General features: G+C 29.1%; 17 protein-coding genes and 3 tRNA genes. 3 read left to right on the top strand and 17 right to left on the bottom strand.

Annotation, left to right across the window (positions count from 1 at the left end; all coding sequences use genetic code 11):
* Nucleotides 1-185: 185 nt before the first annotated feature.
* The 8 genes from hisS to KHW44_RS00065 all read right to left on the bottom strand — a co-directional run bounded on the left by hisS (nt 186) and on the right by KHW44_RS00065 (nt 4,889).
* Nucleotides 186-1,481, bottom strand: coding sequence for a histidine--tRNA ligase (gene hisS, locus KHW44_RS00100; protein WP_304064439.1), 1,296 nt, complete (start codon nt 1,479-1,481; stop codon nt 186-188).
* A gap of 10 nt (nt 1,482-1,491) precedes the next feature.
* A complete protein-coding gene (locus tag KHW44_RS00095; RefSeq protein WP_304064437.1) occupies nt 1,492-2,625 on the bottom strand; it encodes a DUF6873 family GME fold protein in 1,134 nt (377 codons plus the stop codon).
* Nucleotides 2,626-2,676: 51 nt separating this feature from the next.
* Nucleotides 2,677-2,750, bottom strand: a tRNA-Cys gene (locus KHW44_RS00090).
* A gap of 3 nt (nt 2,751-2,753) precedes the next feature.
* Nucleotides 2,754-2,828 (bottom strand) — tRNA-Gly (locus KHW44_RS00085).
* Nucleotides 2,829-2,836: 8 nt separating this feature from the next.
* Nucleotides 2,837-2,912, bottom strand: a tRNA-Phe gene (locus KHW44_RS00080).
* Between the two features lie 89 nt (nt 2,913-3,001).
* Complete coding sequence (locus KHW44_RS00075; protein ID WP_094203584.1) at nt 3,002-3,727, bottom strand: hypothetical protein; 726 nt, start codon at nt 3,725-3,727, stop codon at nt 3,002-3,004.
* A 21-nt stretch (nt 3,728-3,748) separates the two neighbouring features.
* A complete protein-coding gene (locus tag KHW44_RS00070; RefSeq protein WP_110058084.1) occupies nt 3,749-4,390 on the bottom strand; it encodes a zinc dependent phospholipase C family protein in 642 nt (213 codons plus the stop codon).
* Between the two features lie 58 nt (nt 4,391-4,448).
* On the bottom strand, nt 4,449-4,889 hold the full coding sequence (locus KHW44_RS00065; RefSeq protein WP_094207079.1) for a hypothetical protein: 441 nt from the start codon (nt 4,887-4,889) through the stop codon (nt 4,449-4,451).
* Between the two features lie 86 nt (nt 4,890-4,975).
* Here KHW44_RS00065 and KHW44_RS00060 point away from each other — a divergent pair, with 86 nt between their 5' ends.
* Nucleotides 4,976-6,121, top strand: coding sequence for a nucleotidyltransferase family protein (locus KHW44_RS00060; protein ID WP_304064432.1), 1,146 nt, complete (start codon nt 4,976-4,978; stop codon nt 6,119-6,121).
* 39 nt (nt 6,122-6,160) lie between these two features.
* Here KHW44_RS00060 and map read toward each other — a convergent pair whose 3' ends face one another.
* The 4 genes from map to secG form a co-directional block, all read right to left on the bottom strand.
* The gene (gene map / locus KHW44_RS00055; protein ID WP_304064430.1) at nt 6,161-6,916 is read right to left on the bottom strand and encodes a type I methionyl aminopeptidase; all 756 of its coding nucleotides are present in this window, start codon (nt 6,914-6,916) and stop codon (nt 6,161-6,163) included.
* Nucleotides 6,917-6,924: 8 nt separating this feature from the next.
* Nucleotides 6,925-8,256, bottom strand: coding sequence for a hemolysin family protein (locus KHW44_RS00050; protein ID WP_304064428.1), 1,332 nt, complete (start codon nt 8,254-8,256; stop codon nt 6,925-6,927).
* A 172-nt stretch (nt 8,257-8,428) separates the two neighbouring features.
* Nucleotides 8,429-10,441, bottom strand: coding sequence for a sodium-translocating pyrophosphatase (locus tag KHW44_RS00045; RefSeq protein WP_304064426.1), 2,013 nt, complete (start codon nt 10,439-10,441; stop codon nt 8,429-8,431).
* A gap of 24 nt (nt 10,442-10,465) precedes the next feature.
* Nucleotides 10,466-10,690, bottom strand: coding sequence for a preprotein translocase subunit SecG (gene secG / locus KHW44_RS00040; protein WP_002836307.1), 225 nt, complete (start codon nt 10,688-10,690; stop codon nt 10,466-10,468).
* Between the two features lie 205 nt (nt 10,691-10,895).
* Between secG and KHW44_RS00035 the strand changes: the two genes are divergently transcribed.
* Together KHW44_RS00035 and KHW44_RS00030 are read left to right on the top strand one after the other, a co-directional pair.
* Nucleotides 10,896-11,441, top strand: coding sequence for a DUF3793 family protein (locus KHW44_RS00035; protein ID WP_002836306.1), 546 nt, complete (start codon nt 10,896-10,898; stop codon nt 11,439-11,441).
* Nucleotides 11,442-11,444: 3 nt separating this feature from the next.
* Nucleotides 11,445-11,864 (top strand): flavodoxin, encoded by a 420-nt coding sequence (locus KHW44_RS00030; protein WP_094205602.1) that lies wholly within the window; start codon nt 11,445-11,447, stop codon nt 11,862-11,864.
* Nucleotides 11,865-11,909: 45 nt separating this feature from the next.
* On the opposite strand, the gene KHW44_RS00025 is transcribed toward KHW44_RS00030, so the two are convergent.
* From KHW44_RS00025 to KHW44_RS00005, 5 genes are all read right to left on the bottom strand, one after another.
* On the bottom strand, nt 11,910-12,383 hold the full coding sequence (locus KHW44_RS00025) for a hypothetical protein (RefSeq protein ID WP_035109473.1): 474 nt from the start codon (nt 12,381-12,383) through the stop codon (nt 11,910-11,912).
* Nucleotides 12,384-12,459: 76 nt separating this feature from the next.
* Nucleotides 12,460-12,948, bottom strand: a complete 489-nt coding sequence (gene coaD / locus KHW44_RS00020) for a pantetheine-phosphate adenylyltransferase (RefSeq protein WP_304064419.1) — start codon at nt 12,946-12,948, stop codon at nt 12,460-12,462.
* Nucleotides 12,941-13,501: a 16S rRNA (guanine(966)-N(2))-methyltransferase RsmD gene (gene rsmD / locus KHW44_RS00015; protein WP_002836302.1), complete on the bottom strand. Its 561-nt coding sequence runs from the start codon at nt 13,499-13,501 to the stop codon at nt 12,941-12,943. Before rsmD ends, coaD begins: the two co-directional genes overlap by 8 nt.
* Before the next feature lie 8 nt (nt 13,502-13,509).
* On the bottom strand, nt 13,510-15,546 hold the full coding sequence (recG, locus tag KHW44_RS00010) for an ATP-dependent DNA helicase RecG (RefSeq protein WP_304064416.1): 2,037 nt from the start codon (nt 15,544-15,546) through the stop codon (nt 13,510-13,512).
* An 89-nt stretch (nt 15,547-15,635) separates the two neighbouring features.
* On the bottom strand, nt 15,636-17,007 hold a 1,372-nt coding region (locus KHW44_RS00005), incomplete at its 5' end, for a DAK2 domain-containing protein (protein WP_304064414.1).

Raw genomic sequence — 17,007 nt, 5'->3', positions numbered from 1 at the left:
TCCTAATAAAAAAGAGACCCTCATCCCGATAGGGACAAGTGTCTCGTGGTTCCACCCTAATTTTTTCTCATTTGACAATAGGCTCCAAATTAGTATTCAGCATACTGATCTCTTAAGTAAAATTTCAGCCTAAGTTTTACTCTCTCTGAAAGTTCTTATATGCTTACTGGGATTTTTCATCGCCTTTATTTTAACTTTTCAAAAATTTGGTTAAGTTCTAATAATTCTTGATTACCATTTTCCATATTTCGTAAAGTGAATTTATTTCGCTCAACTTCATCTTGTCCTATTATTATAACATATTTTACGGATAATTTGTCAGCATAATTAAATTTCTTTTTTAATTTATCATCTTCAAGATAACTCATACATCTTACAGAAGAACTTCTCAAATCTTTCATCAACTTCACTGCATTTTTTTCATAACCTTTCATAGGAATAATAATGCAATCAAAGTTAGTTTGTTGTCCTTTAACCAAATTTAATTCTTGAAGTTGATAGAATAATCTAGTTAAGCCGATACTCATTCCTACTCCAGGCAACTTGCTTCTAGTAAAATTATTCGCTAGACTATCATATCTTCCTCCAGAACAAATAGATCCAATTTCACGATATTCCTTAAAAAATGTTTCAAATACTGAACCTGTATAGTAATCAAGTCCTCTAGTTATCGATAAATTTATTTTAATATTATCTGGACTAACACCCAAAGATAAAATATCTTCATATACAAACTTCAATTCTTCAAGCCCACAAACAAATAATTCATTATCGATATTCAGTGATTCTAGTTTTTCGATTATTTCTTGGTTAGTTCCATCTATTTGTAAGAAACTTAAAATCGAATCTATTTTTTCATCATCCAAGTTAATTTTCGATAATTCTTCTTTTACATTATCTATTCCTATTTTATCTAATTTGTCAATTATTCTCAAACACGATTCAAAGTCCTCAATACCTAAATCAGAGAAATATCCATTCAATAATTTTCTGTTATTAAATTGAAATTCAAAGTCTGGAACATCTATTGATTTTAAAGCTTCATACATACATTTTACTATTTCCGCATCATTATATAAGCTCAATTTTTCATTTCCTATGATGTCTATATCACATTGATAAAATTCTTTATATCTTCCTTTTTGATTTCTTTCTCCTCTATACACCTTAGCTATCTGATATCTTCTAAATGGGAATGCTAAGTCTTGCATGTACATTGAAACGTATTTTGCGAGTGGCACAGTTAAGTCAAATCTTAATCCTTGATTTTTCTTACTACTATCAATTTTATAAACTTGCTTACTTGTTTCTCCTCCACCTTTAGATAGTAAAACGTCTAATTTTTCTATAGCAGGTGTATCGATTGAAAAAAATGCATTTTTAATAAAAACATCTTCTATTCTTCTTTTTATTGTATCAAACACCATTTGGTCTTCAGGAAGAAGTTCCATCATTCCCGGTAATGTAGATGGTTGAATCATAATTGACCTCCTATTTATTAAAGATTATAGATCCGCGATCTATAAAATCATCATCATCTGTATAATAGTATTTTATATTTTCTTGTTCTAAAATTTCAATAAGTTTATTTTTAAATTTATATTTTTCAAGATTGCCATAAAACACAACCCCTAAATCAACACAATATCCACAAGTCCCACCAATAAATCCTGTATCATAACCTTCTAGTTTTATTTCACCGGCATCTATCAGATAAGCCTTAATACTTTGTTTTTGAACACTAGCATATATAGATTTATCACTGGTAATTACAAATTTATCAGTAACTATTGTTGAACATTTGGAGTATCCTTGTTTTACCATTATTATTTTCTCATCTTTAAGAAGTTTCAAGATAACAGGATCTACAGATTTTTTATTACATACTAAATGATTTTCAATTGAAAAGTTATTTAACAAGCAATCTTTCGGATATGTGTTCGTTATCTCAAGCTCCGTTACGTATAATGTTATATAATTTGGAAGATATGCTCTATAATGAAAATACGATTCTTGAGTACAAACAAATGTATTCTCATTTATTTTTCTAATTTGCATATCTACATGGTCATTAACTTTTTCATCCATTTTTTTACTATTGAAACTGTAAATAACTTCATAATCATTGTCTTTTAAAAATTTTATCAAGCCTTTTTTAGCTTTAAAACTAATTATCGCAAATTTATTATGAGATTCAACAAACATATCATTCTTTATTTCTAATCTATTTTGATCATCCAAATATTCTTTTATAATTTCATCAAAAATAAATCCATTGAACTTAAATTTAATTATATCAAATAAGTTTGATAGTGCATAATCCATTAAAAATCTAAAAATTTTAAAAAGTATTGATTTATTAATTTTATCTAAATATATCTCTTTAATTAACAACTCTTTATCATCTACATCTAAAACCAAATACCCTATTAACTTAGTTTCTTCAAAAATCACGAAATGATTTTTTCTAGATATTTGTTTTTTCAAAGATTTAATTATTGTTGTTCTATTTTTCGCCAAATTTGAATCAAACTTATTTTGAAATAAAAAATTATTTCTCAGTTTGTATACAAAATCTGATAATTCCTCAATATACTCATCTTCTAATAAATCAATAAAAATCATATTAACTCCTTTACATATAAAAAAAAGGAAAGTCTATAATAAACTTTCCTTTGGAGGCGACACCCAGATTTGAACTGGGGGTGAAGGTGTTGCAGACCTCTGCCTTACCACTTGGCTATGTCGCCGTATGGAGCGGAAGACGAGACTCGAACTCGCGACCCTCGCCTTGGCAAGGCGATGCTCTACCACTGAGCCACTTCCGCACACATTTTGGTGCCCAGAGCCGGAATCGAACCAGCGACACAAGGATTTTCAGTCCTTTGCTCTACCGACTGAGCTATCTGGGCTTAATGTATCAAACATTACTTTACTAGTATAAACGATTAAATTTGTTTTGTCAAATTTTTTTACAACAATTTAAATCCGACTTTACAATTTACTTATACCTTTGTAATACTCTGTCATTTAACCCATACCACAATGCATCTTCTATAGAATTATTTAAAACAGTTTTCAAAGTTTTAACAATTTTTTTGTACAAATTTTCTAATTGCCACATATTCAAGAATTTTTCTTCAGAAATCACTACACTATCATTAATAGATTTCATCACTAACTGTTTGTCCATCTTGCTATTAATGCTAAATATCTTGTCTTTTAAGATGTTTTCACAATAATTATCTATTATTGAATCTTGTACTCTAAATGCATTTGATTTGTTTTTAATTGAACTAATCATCTTATTTTTTAAAAACTTAGCACTTCTGCTTTCAGTATTATGAAGAAGAATATCCGATTTTTTAATCGTAGATGCTGGAATATGTCTTAATGCATAAAACTCCAACTCATCACTTATATTCTTATTATTAAAGCCTTCAGTATAAGCTTGAAGATAATAAGTGAATTCAATTTTATTAATATCTTCTGATATCAAATCAAAAATAGCTTTAATAATATTTTCTCTATCATTTCTATACGACAAATGATTAATTAAAACATTGTAAATTTTATTAAGAGCGTTATATTTGACATAACAAGGTTGTATTTTGTTTTCTTGTTGAACAATATCAAGCATTAAGTATAAAGCTAATAAATCGTCTTCGAAAAGAAATTTTTTCTCAAGCTTTTTCTTTAAATTGTTCGTGTTATAAGCTTTATACATAACTCCTACTCCTAATTATATTTAAAAAACAAAGGACTTTTGATAGTATCTTTCTGTAGAGAATACTTCAATAGTTTCAAAGATAAAACAGAAAATAGAATAATTCAAACCATACGCAAAGTCCAAATCTCTCGTTTTATCTTCTGAAATGCTATATTCATCTACTATATCTTCAATATAATTCTTAACCAATGTTTTTAACATCACACATTCATCATTATCTATGCTTATTTGACCTGATGTTATTGCTCTTTTGTCAAATATATGATTTTGTGCTAACTTATTCAAAACTCTTTCGTAATTCATGTGATCTTTAAGGTGTTGATTACACCTCCATCTTTTTGCATGCGGAAGACACACATAATCACTTAGATAATGACTTATTACTCCAAGTTTTGTACTTAAAATCTTATTTTGCAATGAATTCAATCTTGTTAAATCTGTAAATTGAAAAAGATAAATTATAGTTATAATTTCTTTTACAATATAATTTATACTTTCTTCTTTGTAATGTGCTATTAGCTTGTATTTTGGTAAAATATCTGGACTAACAGCTCCCCATTCTAATTTTTTTATATTTAAATTGATTCCATAGGAATCTTTAATGTCTTGATTTATTTCTCTAACAATTCTCTTATGAGTTTCTGGAAAAATATTAATCACTACCTTTCGTCATTGGACATAATATTATTTTAGAGTAATTTAAGTTAAAAGTCAATTATTAACTTTTGCACATAAATACAAGAAAATCGCTAATTCTCAACGATTTTTCGTCTATAACTTCATTTATAAGATTAACAAATTCACTAGAATATTTTTCAGTTAAAAAAGAATAATCTATGTTAAGCGAATGAATTTCAAATTTTTTCATTTCACAAAAAACATTATAGATTAGATTTTTGAAAATATTTTTGTTGTTATTTCTTAAATCATCTGGCAAATTTGCCAATATCACATAATCCGAAGTTATATTAAAAGCGGGAATGATTTTACATTCGCCTTTTTCTATTCCACTTATTTTTGTAAGAGGTTCTAAAATTCTTTCTCCAGCTTTTTCAACTAATTTTTTTGAATTCTCTTCCAGAAGTGAATTTTCGATAAAATATAAAATTGCATCGCTCTGTAGCTCAAAAATATTGCCTTTAACAAATCTTATATCCATAAAATCTACCCCTTTTTATTTACTATATTACCAATATCAATTATAATACAACATAAGAAAAAAGTATATGAAAGGAATCAATAATTATGAATGTAGCTATAGTATGTGAATACAATCCATTTCATCTTGGGCATTTACATCAAATAGAACAAATAAAAAAATATTTCCCAGAAGTAAATATAATTGCAGTCATGAGTGGAAATGTCGTGCAACGTGGTGAGTTTTCTATTTTAGACAAACTTTATAAAACTAAAATTGCTTTGGAATACGGAATAGACTGTGTTATTGAAATTCCTTCTGTGTTTTCTTTACAATCAGCAGAAAATTTTAGCTATTACGCTATTAAAATAATTGACACTATTGGATGTGATTATGTTTCTTTTGGAATTGAAACAGAAATAAAAGATCTAATTTCATACAAAGATTTTCTCCTAGAAAATGAAGCCAATATTAAACAGTTTATAGCAGAAAACAAAAATACTTCTTATAATAAAAATGTAATGGAATTTTCAAAGCAAAACTACTCTAATTACTCTGATGAAATCTTCAAATCAAATAACATCCTCGCTTTGGAATATATGAAATCATTAGATAAACTACAATCTAAATGTAAAATTCTGCCAATAAAAAGGATAAATAGCGAATACAATTCAAGTTCTATTGAAGGTATTTCTTATAGCGCATCCTCTATTAGAACTAATTTGAAACTATTAGAAGAATTTAAAGACAAAATTCCATCCTTAACTTACGAATATCTAAAAAACAATTCTATTCAATCTAACAAAAAACTGTTAGACATATTATCTTATAAATTATTTGTGGAAAAAGCTGAATTGGATGATGTAACTGGTTATGAAAAAGGATTAGAAAATCTTCTATCAAAAGCATTGAATGAAAATTATGAAGATTTTTTTGAAAACATAAAAAATAAAAAATATACTCAAACTCGCCTTCAAAGATTGATTTTAAATTATATTTTAGAAGTGGATAAAAAATTTGTGGATGATATCGTAAATGCAGATATTGAAGCTGTTCGTCTATTGGGATTCAAAAAAAACTTCGATTTGTCCACAATTAATAAAAATTGTAAAATTTATTCTTTGAACAGAGATTTTTCAAAATTATCTGATAATTACAAAGAATTATTTGAATATGATGTAAAAGTTAGTAGACTATTATATTCTACAAAAAAGGTTAATGATTTTTATGATTTTCCAGTAATAAAAAAATAGAGAATATTTTGAGGAAACTCTCAAAATATTCTCTTTATTTTATTGACCTTGTTGTTTAGTCAAAATTCTTGGACCATCTTTTGTGATAGCTAACGTGTGTTCATATTGGCATGATTTTTTCCCGTCAATAGTTCTAGCTGTCCATCCATTTTTATCAATTTTCAACTTATGAGTTCCCATATTAATCATTGGTTCAATAGTTAATACCATTCCCTCTTGTAATCTAAGACCTCTGTGTTCTTTACCATAGTGAAGAACCATTGGGTCTTCATGCATACCTCTTCCGATCCCATGACCTGTGAATTCGCGTACTACAGAGTAGCCATTAGTTTCTGCTATAGATTGAATTTTAGCTCCTATATCGCCTAGTCTATTGCCTATTACCGCTAATTTAATTCCTTCATACAAACATTCTCTAGTAACATCCATAAGATTTTGAGTATCTTCATCTATTTCACCAACTGCATAGCTCCAACAGGAATCACTCATCCAACCATTTAATTCAACTACTGTATCAACTTTTAACAAATCTCCAGATTTTATAACATAATCAGATGGATATCCATGGCATATTTCATCATTTACAGAACAACATGTAGCGTACGGGAATCCCTCAAATCCTATTTGAGCAGGTATTGCTCCTTTGCTTCTAATAAATTTTTCGCAAAAATCATTAACTTGCATTGTAGTCAACCCTGGTTTAACGAATTCTCTTAAAGCTTCATGCATTCCTGAAATGACATTTCCAGAAATATCCATTTTTTCTATTTCATCTTTATTTTTTATAATAATCATTTAATCACCTATTCAAAAAAGTTCTTAGGTAATGTAATTTTTACCTTTTTAATTCTTTTATCTTCAACAAAAATTATATTATACAAAACATCATCTATTTCTATTTTTCTTTTGAAACCATCTTCAGGTATATATCCCAACCTGTTAATTAACATACCGCCTAATGTATCATAATCATCCGATAGCTCATCAATCCCAAGTCCAATGTTGGAATTGATTTCTTTTATGGAAGTACTACCTTTTACTATATAATTAAATTTGTCAACCTGAATAATATCAGGGGCTTCATGGTCGTATTCATCTTCGATATTACCGACTATTTCTTCAATTAAATCTTCCATCGATACAATTCCTGAAAAACCACCATATTCATCTATTAAGATTGCCATGTGAATTCTTTTTTTCTTCATATCTGAGAATAAATCATTGATATTTTTTGTTTCAGATATGAAATACGCTGGTTTTAAAATTTTTCTTAAATCAACATTATTAAACCCATGTTTGTAAGCTTCACTCATATAATCCTTAATATAAATGATACCTAGTATATTATCGATATCGCCTTCATATATTGGAATCCTCGAAAATTTAAGTTCCATTAATTTATCTAAATAATCTTCAATGCAATCCTCAAGGTCAATGGCAAATACTTCTGTTCTTGCTGTCATAATCTCTTCAGCTGTTTTTTCATTGAAGTTAATAACTGCATCGATCATGTCTTTTTCGTTTGAATTAATAATTCCTTGTTCTTTTCCGACCTCTACCATTGATTTTATTTCTTCAACAGTTATTTTGCTTTCCACATTCAAAGTTTTTATTCCAATTATACTTAGTATAAATTTTGTTGACTTAGAAAGTAAAAAAACAAATGGTTTTAAAATAAAGTAAATAAATTTTACAGCACCAATTGAAAATAACGCAAAAGAATCTGCTACACTCAAAGCAATTCTTTTAGGAATCAATTGTCCAAACAAAATATACAAAAACGACCAAACAATAAGTACAATACACACTGCGATCCAATAAGTTACAGATTTATTTAATCCTAAAAATATTAACTTTTGACTCAAACTGACACTTAAACTAGATGCACATATTGCTGAAGCAACAAATCCAATGTAAGTTAAAATCACTTGAATAGTAGACAAAAATTTTGTGTGTTTTTCAAATTGTTCTAAGACAGATTTTGCCTTTTCATTTCCATCATCACTCATAACTCTAAGCTTGTTTTTGTCACAAGATACTATTGCTATTTCACTTGCTGAAAAGAAAGCATTAATTATTATGAGTATCAATAAAATAACCAATTCTAAAATAAGATCGGGCCCGACTTCGTCCATTTATTCCTCCTAAAATTATAGATAATAATATTATACAATAATTTTGAATTAAAATAAAACAAAATTAAAAACGGAATGTTTTCTGCGATATACAGATAACATTCCGCTTAAAATCTTTTAATTCAATTCGTGTTTTAGAAAAACACTTTAAATACTAAAAATATTCTATCTTTTAGAATAAGTTTAGTATTAGTCCACCATGTTGAGCAATCAATGGTGCAAATACTAGTGATACTACTGTCATCAATTTAATTAAAATATTTAATGATGGGCCTGAAGTATCCTTGAATGGATCCCCAACAGTATCTCCTACTACAGCTGCTTTATGAGCATCTGATCCTTTTCCACCGTGTTGACCTGATTCAATATATTTTTTAGCATTATCCCATGCTCCACCACTGTTTGACATAAATATTGCCATCAATACACCTGTTACAAGTGAACCTGCTAAAAGTCCACCTAAAGCTTCTGCACCTAACAAGAATCCCATAATAACTGGACAAACTACCGCTAACAAACCTGGAACAAGCATTTGTCTTAATGCAGCACCTGTAGAAATGTCTACACATTTTTTGTAATCAGGTTGTTGAGTACCTTCCATAATTCCTGGGAATTCTTTAAATTGTCTTCTAACTTCAACAATCATATCATTTGCAGCTGTTCCTACAGCATCCATAGTCAATGCAGAGAACAAAAATGGTAACATACCACCAATAAACATACCAGCTACAACTTCTGGACTTGTAACATCGATTTGTTTCAAACCTACTACAGCAGTATATGATGCAAATAATGCTAATGCTGTCAATGCAGCACTACCAATTGCAAATCCTTTACCAATTGCAGCAGTAGTATTACCAACTGAGTCTAATTTATCTGTAATATTTCTTACATTTTCTGGTAATTCGCACATTTCAGCAATACCACCAGCGTTATCTGCTATAGGACCATAAGCATCTACCGCAATTGTCATACCACAAGTAGATAACATACCGATTGCTGCCACTGCTATACCATACAAACCTTCTGTAGGATTTGTTGCACCATTTGATGCAAAGAACGAAACTATTATACCGATAGCTATAACAATAATTGGACCAGTAGTTGATTTCATTCCTGTAGCCAAACCAGAGATAATATTTGTAGAAGAACCTGTTTCTGATTCTTCGGCAATTTTTTGAACTGGTTTTTTATCTTCAGATGTGTAATATTCAGTAAATTGTGAAATTATCAATCCAACCAATATACCAGCTAATACAGAGAAGAAAGCATTATTACTACCAAGAATAGATCTTGATAAGAAGAATGATCCAGCAATTGCTAAAATAGAACTGATAATTGTACCTGTATTTAAAGATTTTTGAGGATCTTTTCCTCCTCTAACTGTAAATACACCTATAATAGATGCAATAACACCTAATGCTGCAATCGCAATTGCAAATGATACTCCAGCTTCTTTATAAGCTAGTAAACCTAATGTAATACCTGATAAAATACTACCCGCATAAGATTCGAATAAGTCAGCTCCCATACCAGCAACATCACCTACGTTGTCCCCAACGTTATCTGCAATAACTGCAGGGTTTCTAGGGTCATCTTCAGGAATACCTGCTTCAACTTTACCAACTAAGTCTGCACCAACATCGGCTGCTTTTGTATAGATACCACCACCAACTCTGGCAAATAAAGCTATAGAAGAAGCACCAAAACTAAATCCAGTAACGATTTCAGCATCTTGGAAAATAATATAAGAAAGAGTTATACCTAAAATTCCTAATCCAACAACGCACATTCCCATTACTGCTCCACCAGAAAATGCTACGTTTAATGCTCCATTCATTCCTTCTTCTTTTGCCGCGTTAGCTGTCCTAACGTTTGCCTTTGTTGCAGCTTGCATACCGATGTAACCTGCAAGTACACTAAATATTGCACCAGCTAAAAAACAAATTGCTGTCTTATAATCGATTGCAACACCTAGAATTACACATACTATAACTACAAAAATAATAAGTGCTTTGTACTGGCGAGAAAGATAAGCCATTGCTCCGTCGTGAATAAATCCAGATATCTCCCTCATTCTTTCATTACCAGCACCTTTTTTACTTATGCTACTAAATTTTATTGCAGCAAATAATAAAGCGATAATACCTGCTGCAATAGCTAAATAGTAATACATATTGTCCATGATTTACTCCTTTCAACTATTAAATTATTTTATATATGCTAACGCCAAAGCTGAAACCAAGAATATAACTGATGATACAATAACAACTCTGTTAATATAATTATCCTTAGTTAATCTTCCACCATGTCCACCGACATTAGTTTCGCCTGTTAACGCTGCCATCCCTTCTGATTTAGTTTCTTGACTCATCACTGCAATTATTATTACAATGCTGGCAATAACTAAAATTACTGAAAAAATAGTCTTCATTTATCCACCTCATTTCAATTAAGTTGATATATAAAATATAACATAGACATTCGATATTATCAAGATACTTCATATATCATTATTGCACAAAGATATTATACCACAAATTTCTTTGAATTTAATTGATAATCAGTATTGATTTATCAAAAATCATGTGCTATACTTTTTATGATATCAATTATCAATACTTATTATAGAGGTGGTTATGTTACAAGACATATTATTAGAACATTGTTATCCCACACTAAGTAATCTCAAATTTGCAAATATGATAAATGTTGATTATACAGATAGCATATTTGAAGACATTTTAAAATTAAACGAAAAATTATCAGAATATAATTTTAGCTTAATTATTTTAAAGCAAACTAGAAAAAAGTTGTTGCTGTACTTAATAAATTACAATTTAATAGAAAACTATAATGATAAGAGGCTGCAAAATGCTTTGAAAAGTTATGGTTATCCTGCGGATAATTTTAATAGCAGCATAAATTTTTTAAAGAAAAGATTACTTGAAAATGAATTTCCTCATGAAATCGGATTTTTTTTAGGGTATCCTTACGAGGATGTACTTGGTTTTATCAATTACAATGGAAAAAATGAATGTATTTCTGGAAAATGGAAAGTATATTCTGATGTGGAAAAGGCAAAAGATATATTTAAAAAATATGACTATGCTAAGCTCGTAACAAAAAGATTATCATTACAAGGAAATAACTTGTTTGATATAATAAATTATTTTAAGGAGTAAATTATGAATTTATTAATTTTATACTGGTCTCAAACTGGTAACACTGAAAAAATGGCTCAAATTATTAAAGAAGAATGTGAGTCAAAAGGATCTAAAGTCGAAATGGTATTTAGTGATGATTATAAAAACTACGATATTGACAATTTCGATGTCATTGCTTTTGGGTGCCCTGCTATGGGTGATGAAGAACTAGAAGATACTTCATTTGAACCGATGTTTTCTGATTTAGAAAATACATTAAGTGATAAAAAAATTGCTCTATTTGGTTCTTATGAATGGAACAACGGTGAATGGATGGGCTTTTGGAAAGAAAGATGTTCGAAAAATAATTTAAACGTTATTGATACTGTAATTTGCTATGATACACCAGACGAAAATTCTACTGCTGATATAAAAAAATTTGCAGATAATTTATTAAAATAATACTTAAAAAAGCTTGGTAGTCATCTAAAACTACCAAGCTTTTTATTAGCCTTTTAATTCATTTCTGTTTTCTTGTAATTCTTCCAATAGATTGTTTAATTTGTCTTGAGTTGTTTCCAACATTTCATCTATATATTGGATAGATTGACTCTTTAATAGTCTAGCGTTGTTTTCAGCTTGAGAAGTAATTTCTTCTGCATTTTTTTGAGCTGCAATAGTAACATCGTGTTCATTTACCATTGTTTCAAATCTGTTACGAGCTTCTTGGTCGATTTTTTCTGCTTCTTTGTAAGCTTGAGTTCTAATATTTTCAGATTCTCTGTTAGCCTCATCGATAATTCTATTCTTTTCAGCATTAGTCCATTGAGCTTGTTTGATTTCTTCTGGTAAATTTTCTCTCATATCTTTTAAAACTGATAGAAGTTCTTCTCTTTCAACCATAACTTTTTTAGAAAATGGAACTGTTGATGCTTCATCAAGTATGTCTTCCATTTCTTCTATTAACTTAATAATATCCATGTAACCCTCCTGCATTGAGCTAATTATTCTTACAATTATTATAATAAAAATATCAAATTAATTCAAGATAAAGCATTTATTTATCGTTAAATTTATCCTTTATATCGTCAATGATATTTTCTGGAACAAGTTCTGATATATCAGCGCCATAGGAAGCTATCTCTCTTACTATAGAAGACGAAAGAAATGCATATTTGCCATCTGCAACTAAAAACAATGTTTCTAATTCATTATTTAACTTCTTATTAGCCAAAGACATTTGCATTTCTGATTCAAAATCACTCACAGCACGTAGTCCCCTTATAATTGTACTACAACCTATTTGTTTTGCAAAATCTACAGTCAATCCTTCAAATTGATGAACCCTTACATTAGATAAGTGGTTACATGCTTTTTCAATCATAGCAACTCTTTGTTCAAGTGAAAAAATGCTTTTCTTTTGAATGTTTTTTACAACAGCTACATTTACTTCTTCAAAAATTTTTGCGCTTCTTTCAATAATATCCATGTGTCCATTTGTAATTGGATCAAAACTACCTGGATATAATACTTTTGTTTTATTCATTATCATTCCTCAAAAAATATATATTCTTCTTTTTACCATATTGTTTTTGTTTTTCTAATTTTAAATTTTTGAAATATTCATCAGACAATTCTTTTTCGGATTCTAATATTACAAGACAATCATCATTTAAAAGATCATTATCTATTAGCATCTGAATGGATTCTTTGTAATAATTTAATCTTTCATAAGGCGGATCGATAAAAACATAATCAAATTTTAATCCTTGTCTTCTGATATTTAATAAATTTTTCTTAAAATCACCTTTAAAGACTTTTGCGAATTCCTGTGATTTTGTATGCTCAATATTTTCATTGATGCATTTTATATTATCATTAGAAGCTTCACTAAATACTACTAAATCACATCCACGACTTATGAACTCTATACCAACTGCTCCACTTCCTGCAAATAAATCTAATGCTTTGGAATTAGGTTTTACTTGAAAAATCACGCTGAATATCGCTTCTTTTATTTTACCTTCTGTCGGTCTTGTAAATCTATCTAAATCGGTATTTAAGTTCATACCTCTCATTTTTCCTGAAATAACTTTCATTTCTCACCTCAATTAAAAATAACATTTTCTAGTAATTTATCTTTAAACTTATTAATTTCTTCATCCAAATACATATATTCTTTAGTTTTGCATAAATCATTCGTATATATATAATCGGTTATAACAGCAGCCTTTTCTATCAATTCATAGTCTTTTTCTAGGTCTGCTATGTTTAAAAGTGGTATCCCTGATTGTCTAGTTCCTAACAAATCACCACTACCTCTCATCATCAAATCCTTTTGTGATAGTTCAAAGCCGCTATTTGTCTTAACCATAATATTCATTCTTTCCATTTGTTCATCTGAATGTGCATTATTGATAAGAATACAATAAGATTGATCTGAAGATCTGCCCACTCTACCTCTTAGTTGATGAAGTTGTGAAAGTCCAAATCTTTCTGCATTATATATAACAATTACATTTGCTTTTTTGACATTAACGCCAACTTCAATAACTGTTGTAGATACCAATATTTTTGTTTTCCCGTCTACAAAATCTTTCATAACTTCTTCTTTTTCCGAAGATTTCATTTTACCATGTAACATTCCAACATTTATATCAGAAAAATATTCACTAGATAACCTATTGTAAAGTTCTGTTACATTCTCTAAATCTAATGCTTCAGATTCTTCTATCAACGGACACACAACATAAGCTTGAAACCCATTTTCAACTTGTTTTCTGATAAAAGCTGCTATTCTTTTTTCATAGCTAAATCCAACAGAATATGTTTCTATTATTTTTCTACCCTTAGGCATTTCATTTATTGTTGATATATCCAAATCCCCGTAGTAAGAAAGTGCTAAAGTTCTTGGAATCGGAGTAGCTGTCATTACAAGAACATCTGGATTTTGTCCCTTGTCTGAAATTTTCTTTCTTTGACTTACACCAAATCTATGTTGCTCATCGGTAATTACAAGTCCAAGCTTTTTGAATTCTACAAAATCTTGAATTATTGCATGCGTACCAACTATGACATCAAAATAACCCGACTTTATTCCTTCTAAAACAGAATCTTTTTCCGATTTTGTTAAATCAGATTTTAATAAACAAACTTTTAGCCCAAATTTTGAAAAATCATCAGATAGGCTTTCATAATGTTGTGTCGCTAAAATATCTGTTGGAGCCATAAAAGCTGATTGATAACCACTTGAGTGTGATTTGAATATTGCTGCTTCAGCTACTATTGTCTTTCCACTTCCTACATCTCCTTGAACCAATCTATTCATTCTCTTTTCAGATGTCATATCACTTTCAATATCTTTAATTGCTTCTAATTGTCCTTTTGTAAGTTCAAATTTCAGAGATTTTATGAAAATATCTATGCTCTCGTCTATTTTAAATTTTATATAATTTTGTTCGTTGAGTGTTGTCTTCATTGATTTCATTGCCAATTGCATTATAATAACTTCTTCAAGAACAAGAGCAGTCCTAGCTCTTTTAAATTGTGCATAATCTACAGGTTTGTGTATGTTTTTTATTGCATTTCTTTTGTTCTCAATATCGTAGTTTTTAATCATACTATAAGGAATAACATTTTTAATTTCATCAATACAATGTTTAATAGCAAAATCAATGAATTTAATCATATCATTATTTGTAACGCCTTTTTTTACTTTGTAAATTGGATAAATAATGCCCAATTTTCCACCAAAAGATTTACTTAAAATTGGAGAGGATATCTTAAATTGATTTTGAACTCTATTAATTTTCCCATACAAATAGTAGGTAGTGTTTGGTAAAATTTGATTTCTGATAAAAGGCTGATTAAACCATGACACACTGATTTTAGAAGTATCGTCAAAAGCAATAGCAGATGTTAAGTTTAAATTTCTTCTAAGATACTTAGTTACAGGTTTTGAAATAAATTTGACTTTTATAACGCAGCTTTCTTCATCTCTTGTATCTATAATGTTTTTAATTATCGATCTATTTTCGTATCTATATGGGAAATAATTCAATAAATCATTAACATCAAAAATACCCATGGAGTTTAAAACTTCTAATTTTTTCTTTCCTATTCCTTTTATTTCTGATAATTGCATAACTCACCACACAAAAAAATCCCTACATTAAACATACAAATAATAGACCGATGAAAATCGATCTATTATCTGAAATTATTTGTAAGGAGTTATTCTATTGAAAATACATAGTAATATAAAGGTTGAGATCCTTCAACAACCTCAATATCAATATTTTTATATTCTTCTTCCAAACTATCCTTCAACTTATTAGCAACCATTTCATCACAGCCTTCACCGTAATAAATTGTAACCAATGAATCGTCTTTTTGAATTAGTTGTCTCAATAAATCCATTGAAACTTTATTAATATCATTACCTACCGCTCTGATATTCTTTTGGTCAAGACCTATAATGTCATCTTTCTTTACTTTTATATCTGACATATTTAAATCTTTTACAGCAAAAGTAACTTCACCCGTCTTCACTGTAGCTATTACATCATTAAAGCTATCAAAGTTTTCTTCTGCACTTGCTTCTTCGTTAAAAGCTAAAAGAGCCGAAATGGATTGTGGTACGGCTTTTGTTTCTACAACGAAAACTTTTTTATCAACTATTTGTTTTGCTTGATTAGCTGATAATATGATGTTCTTATTGTTAGGGAATACAAAAACTGTTTTTGCATTAACTTTTTCAATGGAATTGACTATATCTTCAGTTGATGGATTCATCGTTTGACCACCAGTAATCACTTCATCCACATTTAACATATCGAAAACTTTACTGAAGCCTTTACCACTGCTAACAACTACAAATCCAAAATCTTTTTCTGGTTCTGAATGTTTAGTAGAAGCTTGGCTAATTTCTTCTTCAGTAGAATGCAAGTTTTGATGTTGTAGTCTCATATTATCTATTTTAATATCTCTTAGAGCGCCTAATTCCATGGCAATTTCTAAAACTTTACCAGGATTATTAGTGTGAATATGAGTTTTGATTACTCCATCACCTTTTACAACTAGTAAACAATCACCAAAGTTTTCTAATTTTGATCTATATGAATTTTCATCTGCATCAGTCATTATAAAAAATTCAGTACAATATCCGAATTCTATTTCTTCATCTGATACAACATTCGTATTTTCATTAATAGTTCTAGAAGATTCGTCAATTATTGTTTCTGAAATCAATTTTTCATTATCGTAATTTAACACACCTTCTAAGAATAGCATTAATCCTTGTCCACCCGCATCAACTACGTCGGCTTCTTTTAAAACAGATAACATTTCTTTAGTTTTAAGAAGTGCCTTGTTACCTTCAGATATAATATCTGTCAAAAATTCTTTGACATCTTCATAATTTTGATAATTTTGATCAGCAAACTCACCCATACATCTAGAAACTGTAAGAATAGTTCCTTCTGTTGGTTTCATTACGGCTTTATAAGCAGTTTTATAACTTTCTACAAATCCATCTCTTAATGCAAATATATTAAATTCAGTATAATCTTTAAATCCATTATAAAAACCTCTCATGATTTGAGAA

The organism is Finegoldia magna (assembly GCF_018371055.1).
Lineage (GTDB): Bacteria > Bacillota > Clostridia > Tissierellales > Peptoniphilaceae > Finegoldia > Finegoldia magna_I.
Note: the sequence above shows the minus strand (reverse complement) of the source record. Positions and strands in the feature narration are given on the sequence as shown.

Coding starts and splice junctions, on each gene's coding strand:
- hisS (WP_304064439.1), bottom strand. CDS start 1,481: ATGATTCAACCATCTACATTACCGGGAATGATGGAACTTCTTCCTGAA.
- KHW44_RS00095 (WP_304064437.1), bottom strand. CDS start 2,625: ATGATTTTTATTGATTTATTAGAAGATGAGTATATTGAGGAATTATCA.
- KHW44_RS00075 (WP_094203584.1), bottom strand. CDS start 3,727: ATGTATAAAGCTTATAACACGAACAATTTAAAGAAAAAGCTTGAGAAA.
- KHW44_RS00065 (WP_094207079.1), bottom strand. CDS start 4,889: ATGGATATAAGATTTGTTAAAGGCAATATTTTTGAGCTACAGAGCGAT.
- KHW44_RS00060 (WP_304064432.1), top strand. CDS start 4,976: ATGAATGTAGCTATAGTATGTGAATACAATCCATTTCATCTTGGGCAT.
- map (WP_304064430.1), bottom strand. CDS start 6,916: ATGATTATTATAAAAAATAAAGATGAAATAGAAAAAATGGATATTTCT.
- KHW44_RS00050 (WP_304064428.1), bottom strand. CDS start 8,256: ATGGACGAAGTCGGGCCCGATCTTATTTTAGAATTGGTTATTTTATTG.
- KHW44_RS00045 (WP_304064426.1), bottom strand. CDS start 10,441: ATGGACAATATGTATTACTATTTAGCTATTGCAGCAGGTATTATCGCT.
- secG (WP_002836307.1), bottom strand. CDS start 10,690: ATGAAGACTATTTTTTCAGTAATTTTAGTTATTGCCAGCATTGTAATA.
- KHW44_RS00035 (WP_002836306.1), top strand. CDS start 10,896: ATGTTACAAGACATATTATTAGAACATTGTTATCCCACACTAAGTAAT.
- KHW44_RS00030 (WP_094205602.1), top strand. CDS start 11,445: ATGAATTTATTAATTTTATACTGGTCTCAAACTGGTAACACTGAAAAA.
- KHW44_RS00025 (WP_035109473.1), bottom strand. CDS start 12,383: ATGGATATTATTAAGTTAATAGAAGAAATGGAAGACATACTTGATGAA.
- coaD (WP_304064419.1), bottom strand. CDS start 12,948: ATGAATAAAACAAAAGTATTATATCCAGGTAGTTTTGATCCAATTACA.
- rsmD (WP_002836302.1), bottom strand. CDS start 13,501: ATGAAAGTTATTTCAGGAAAAATGAGAGGTATGAACTTAAATACCGAT.
- recG (WP_304064416.1), bottom strand. CDS start 15,546: ATGCAATTATCAGAAATAAAAGGAATAGGAAAGAAAAAATTAGAAGTT.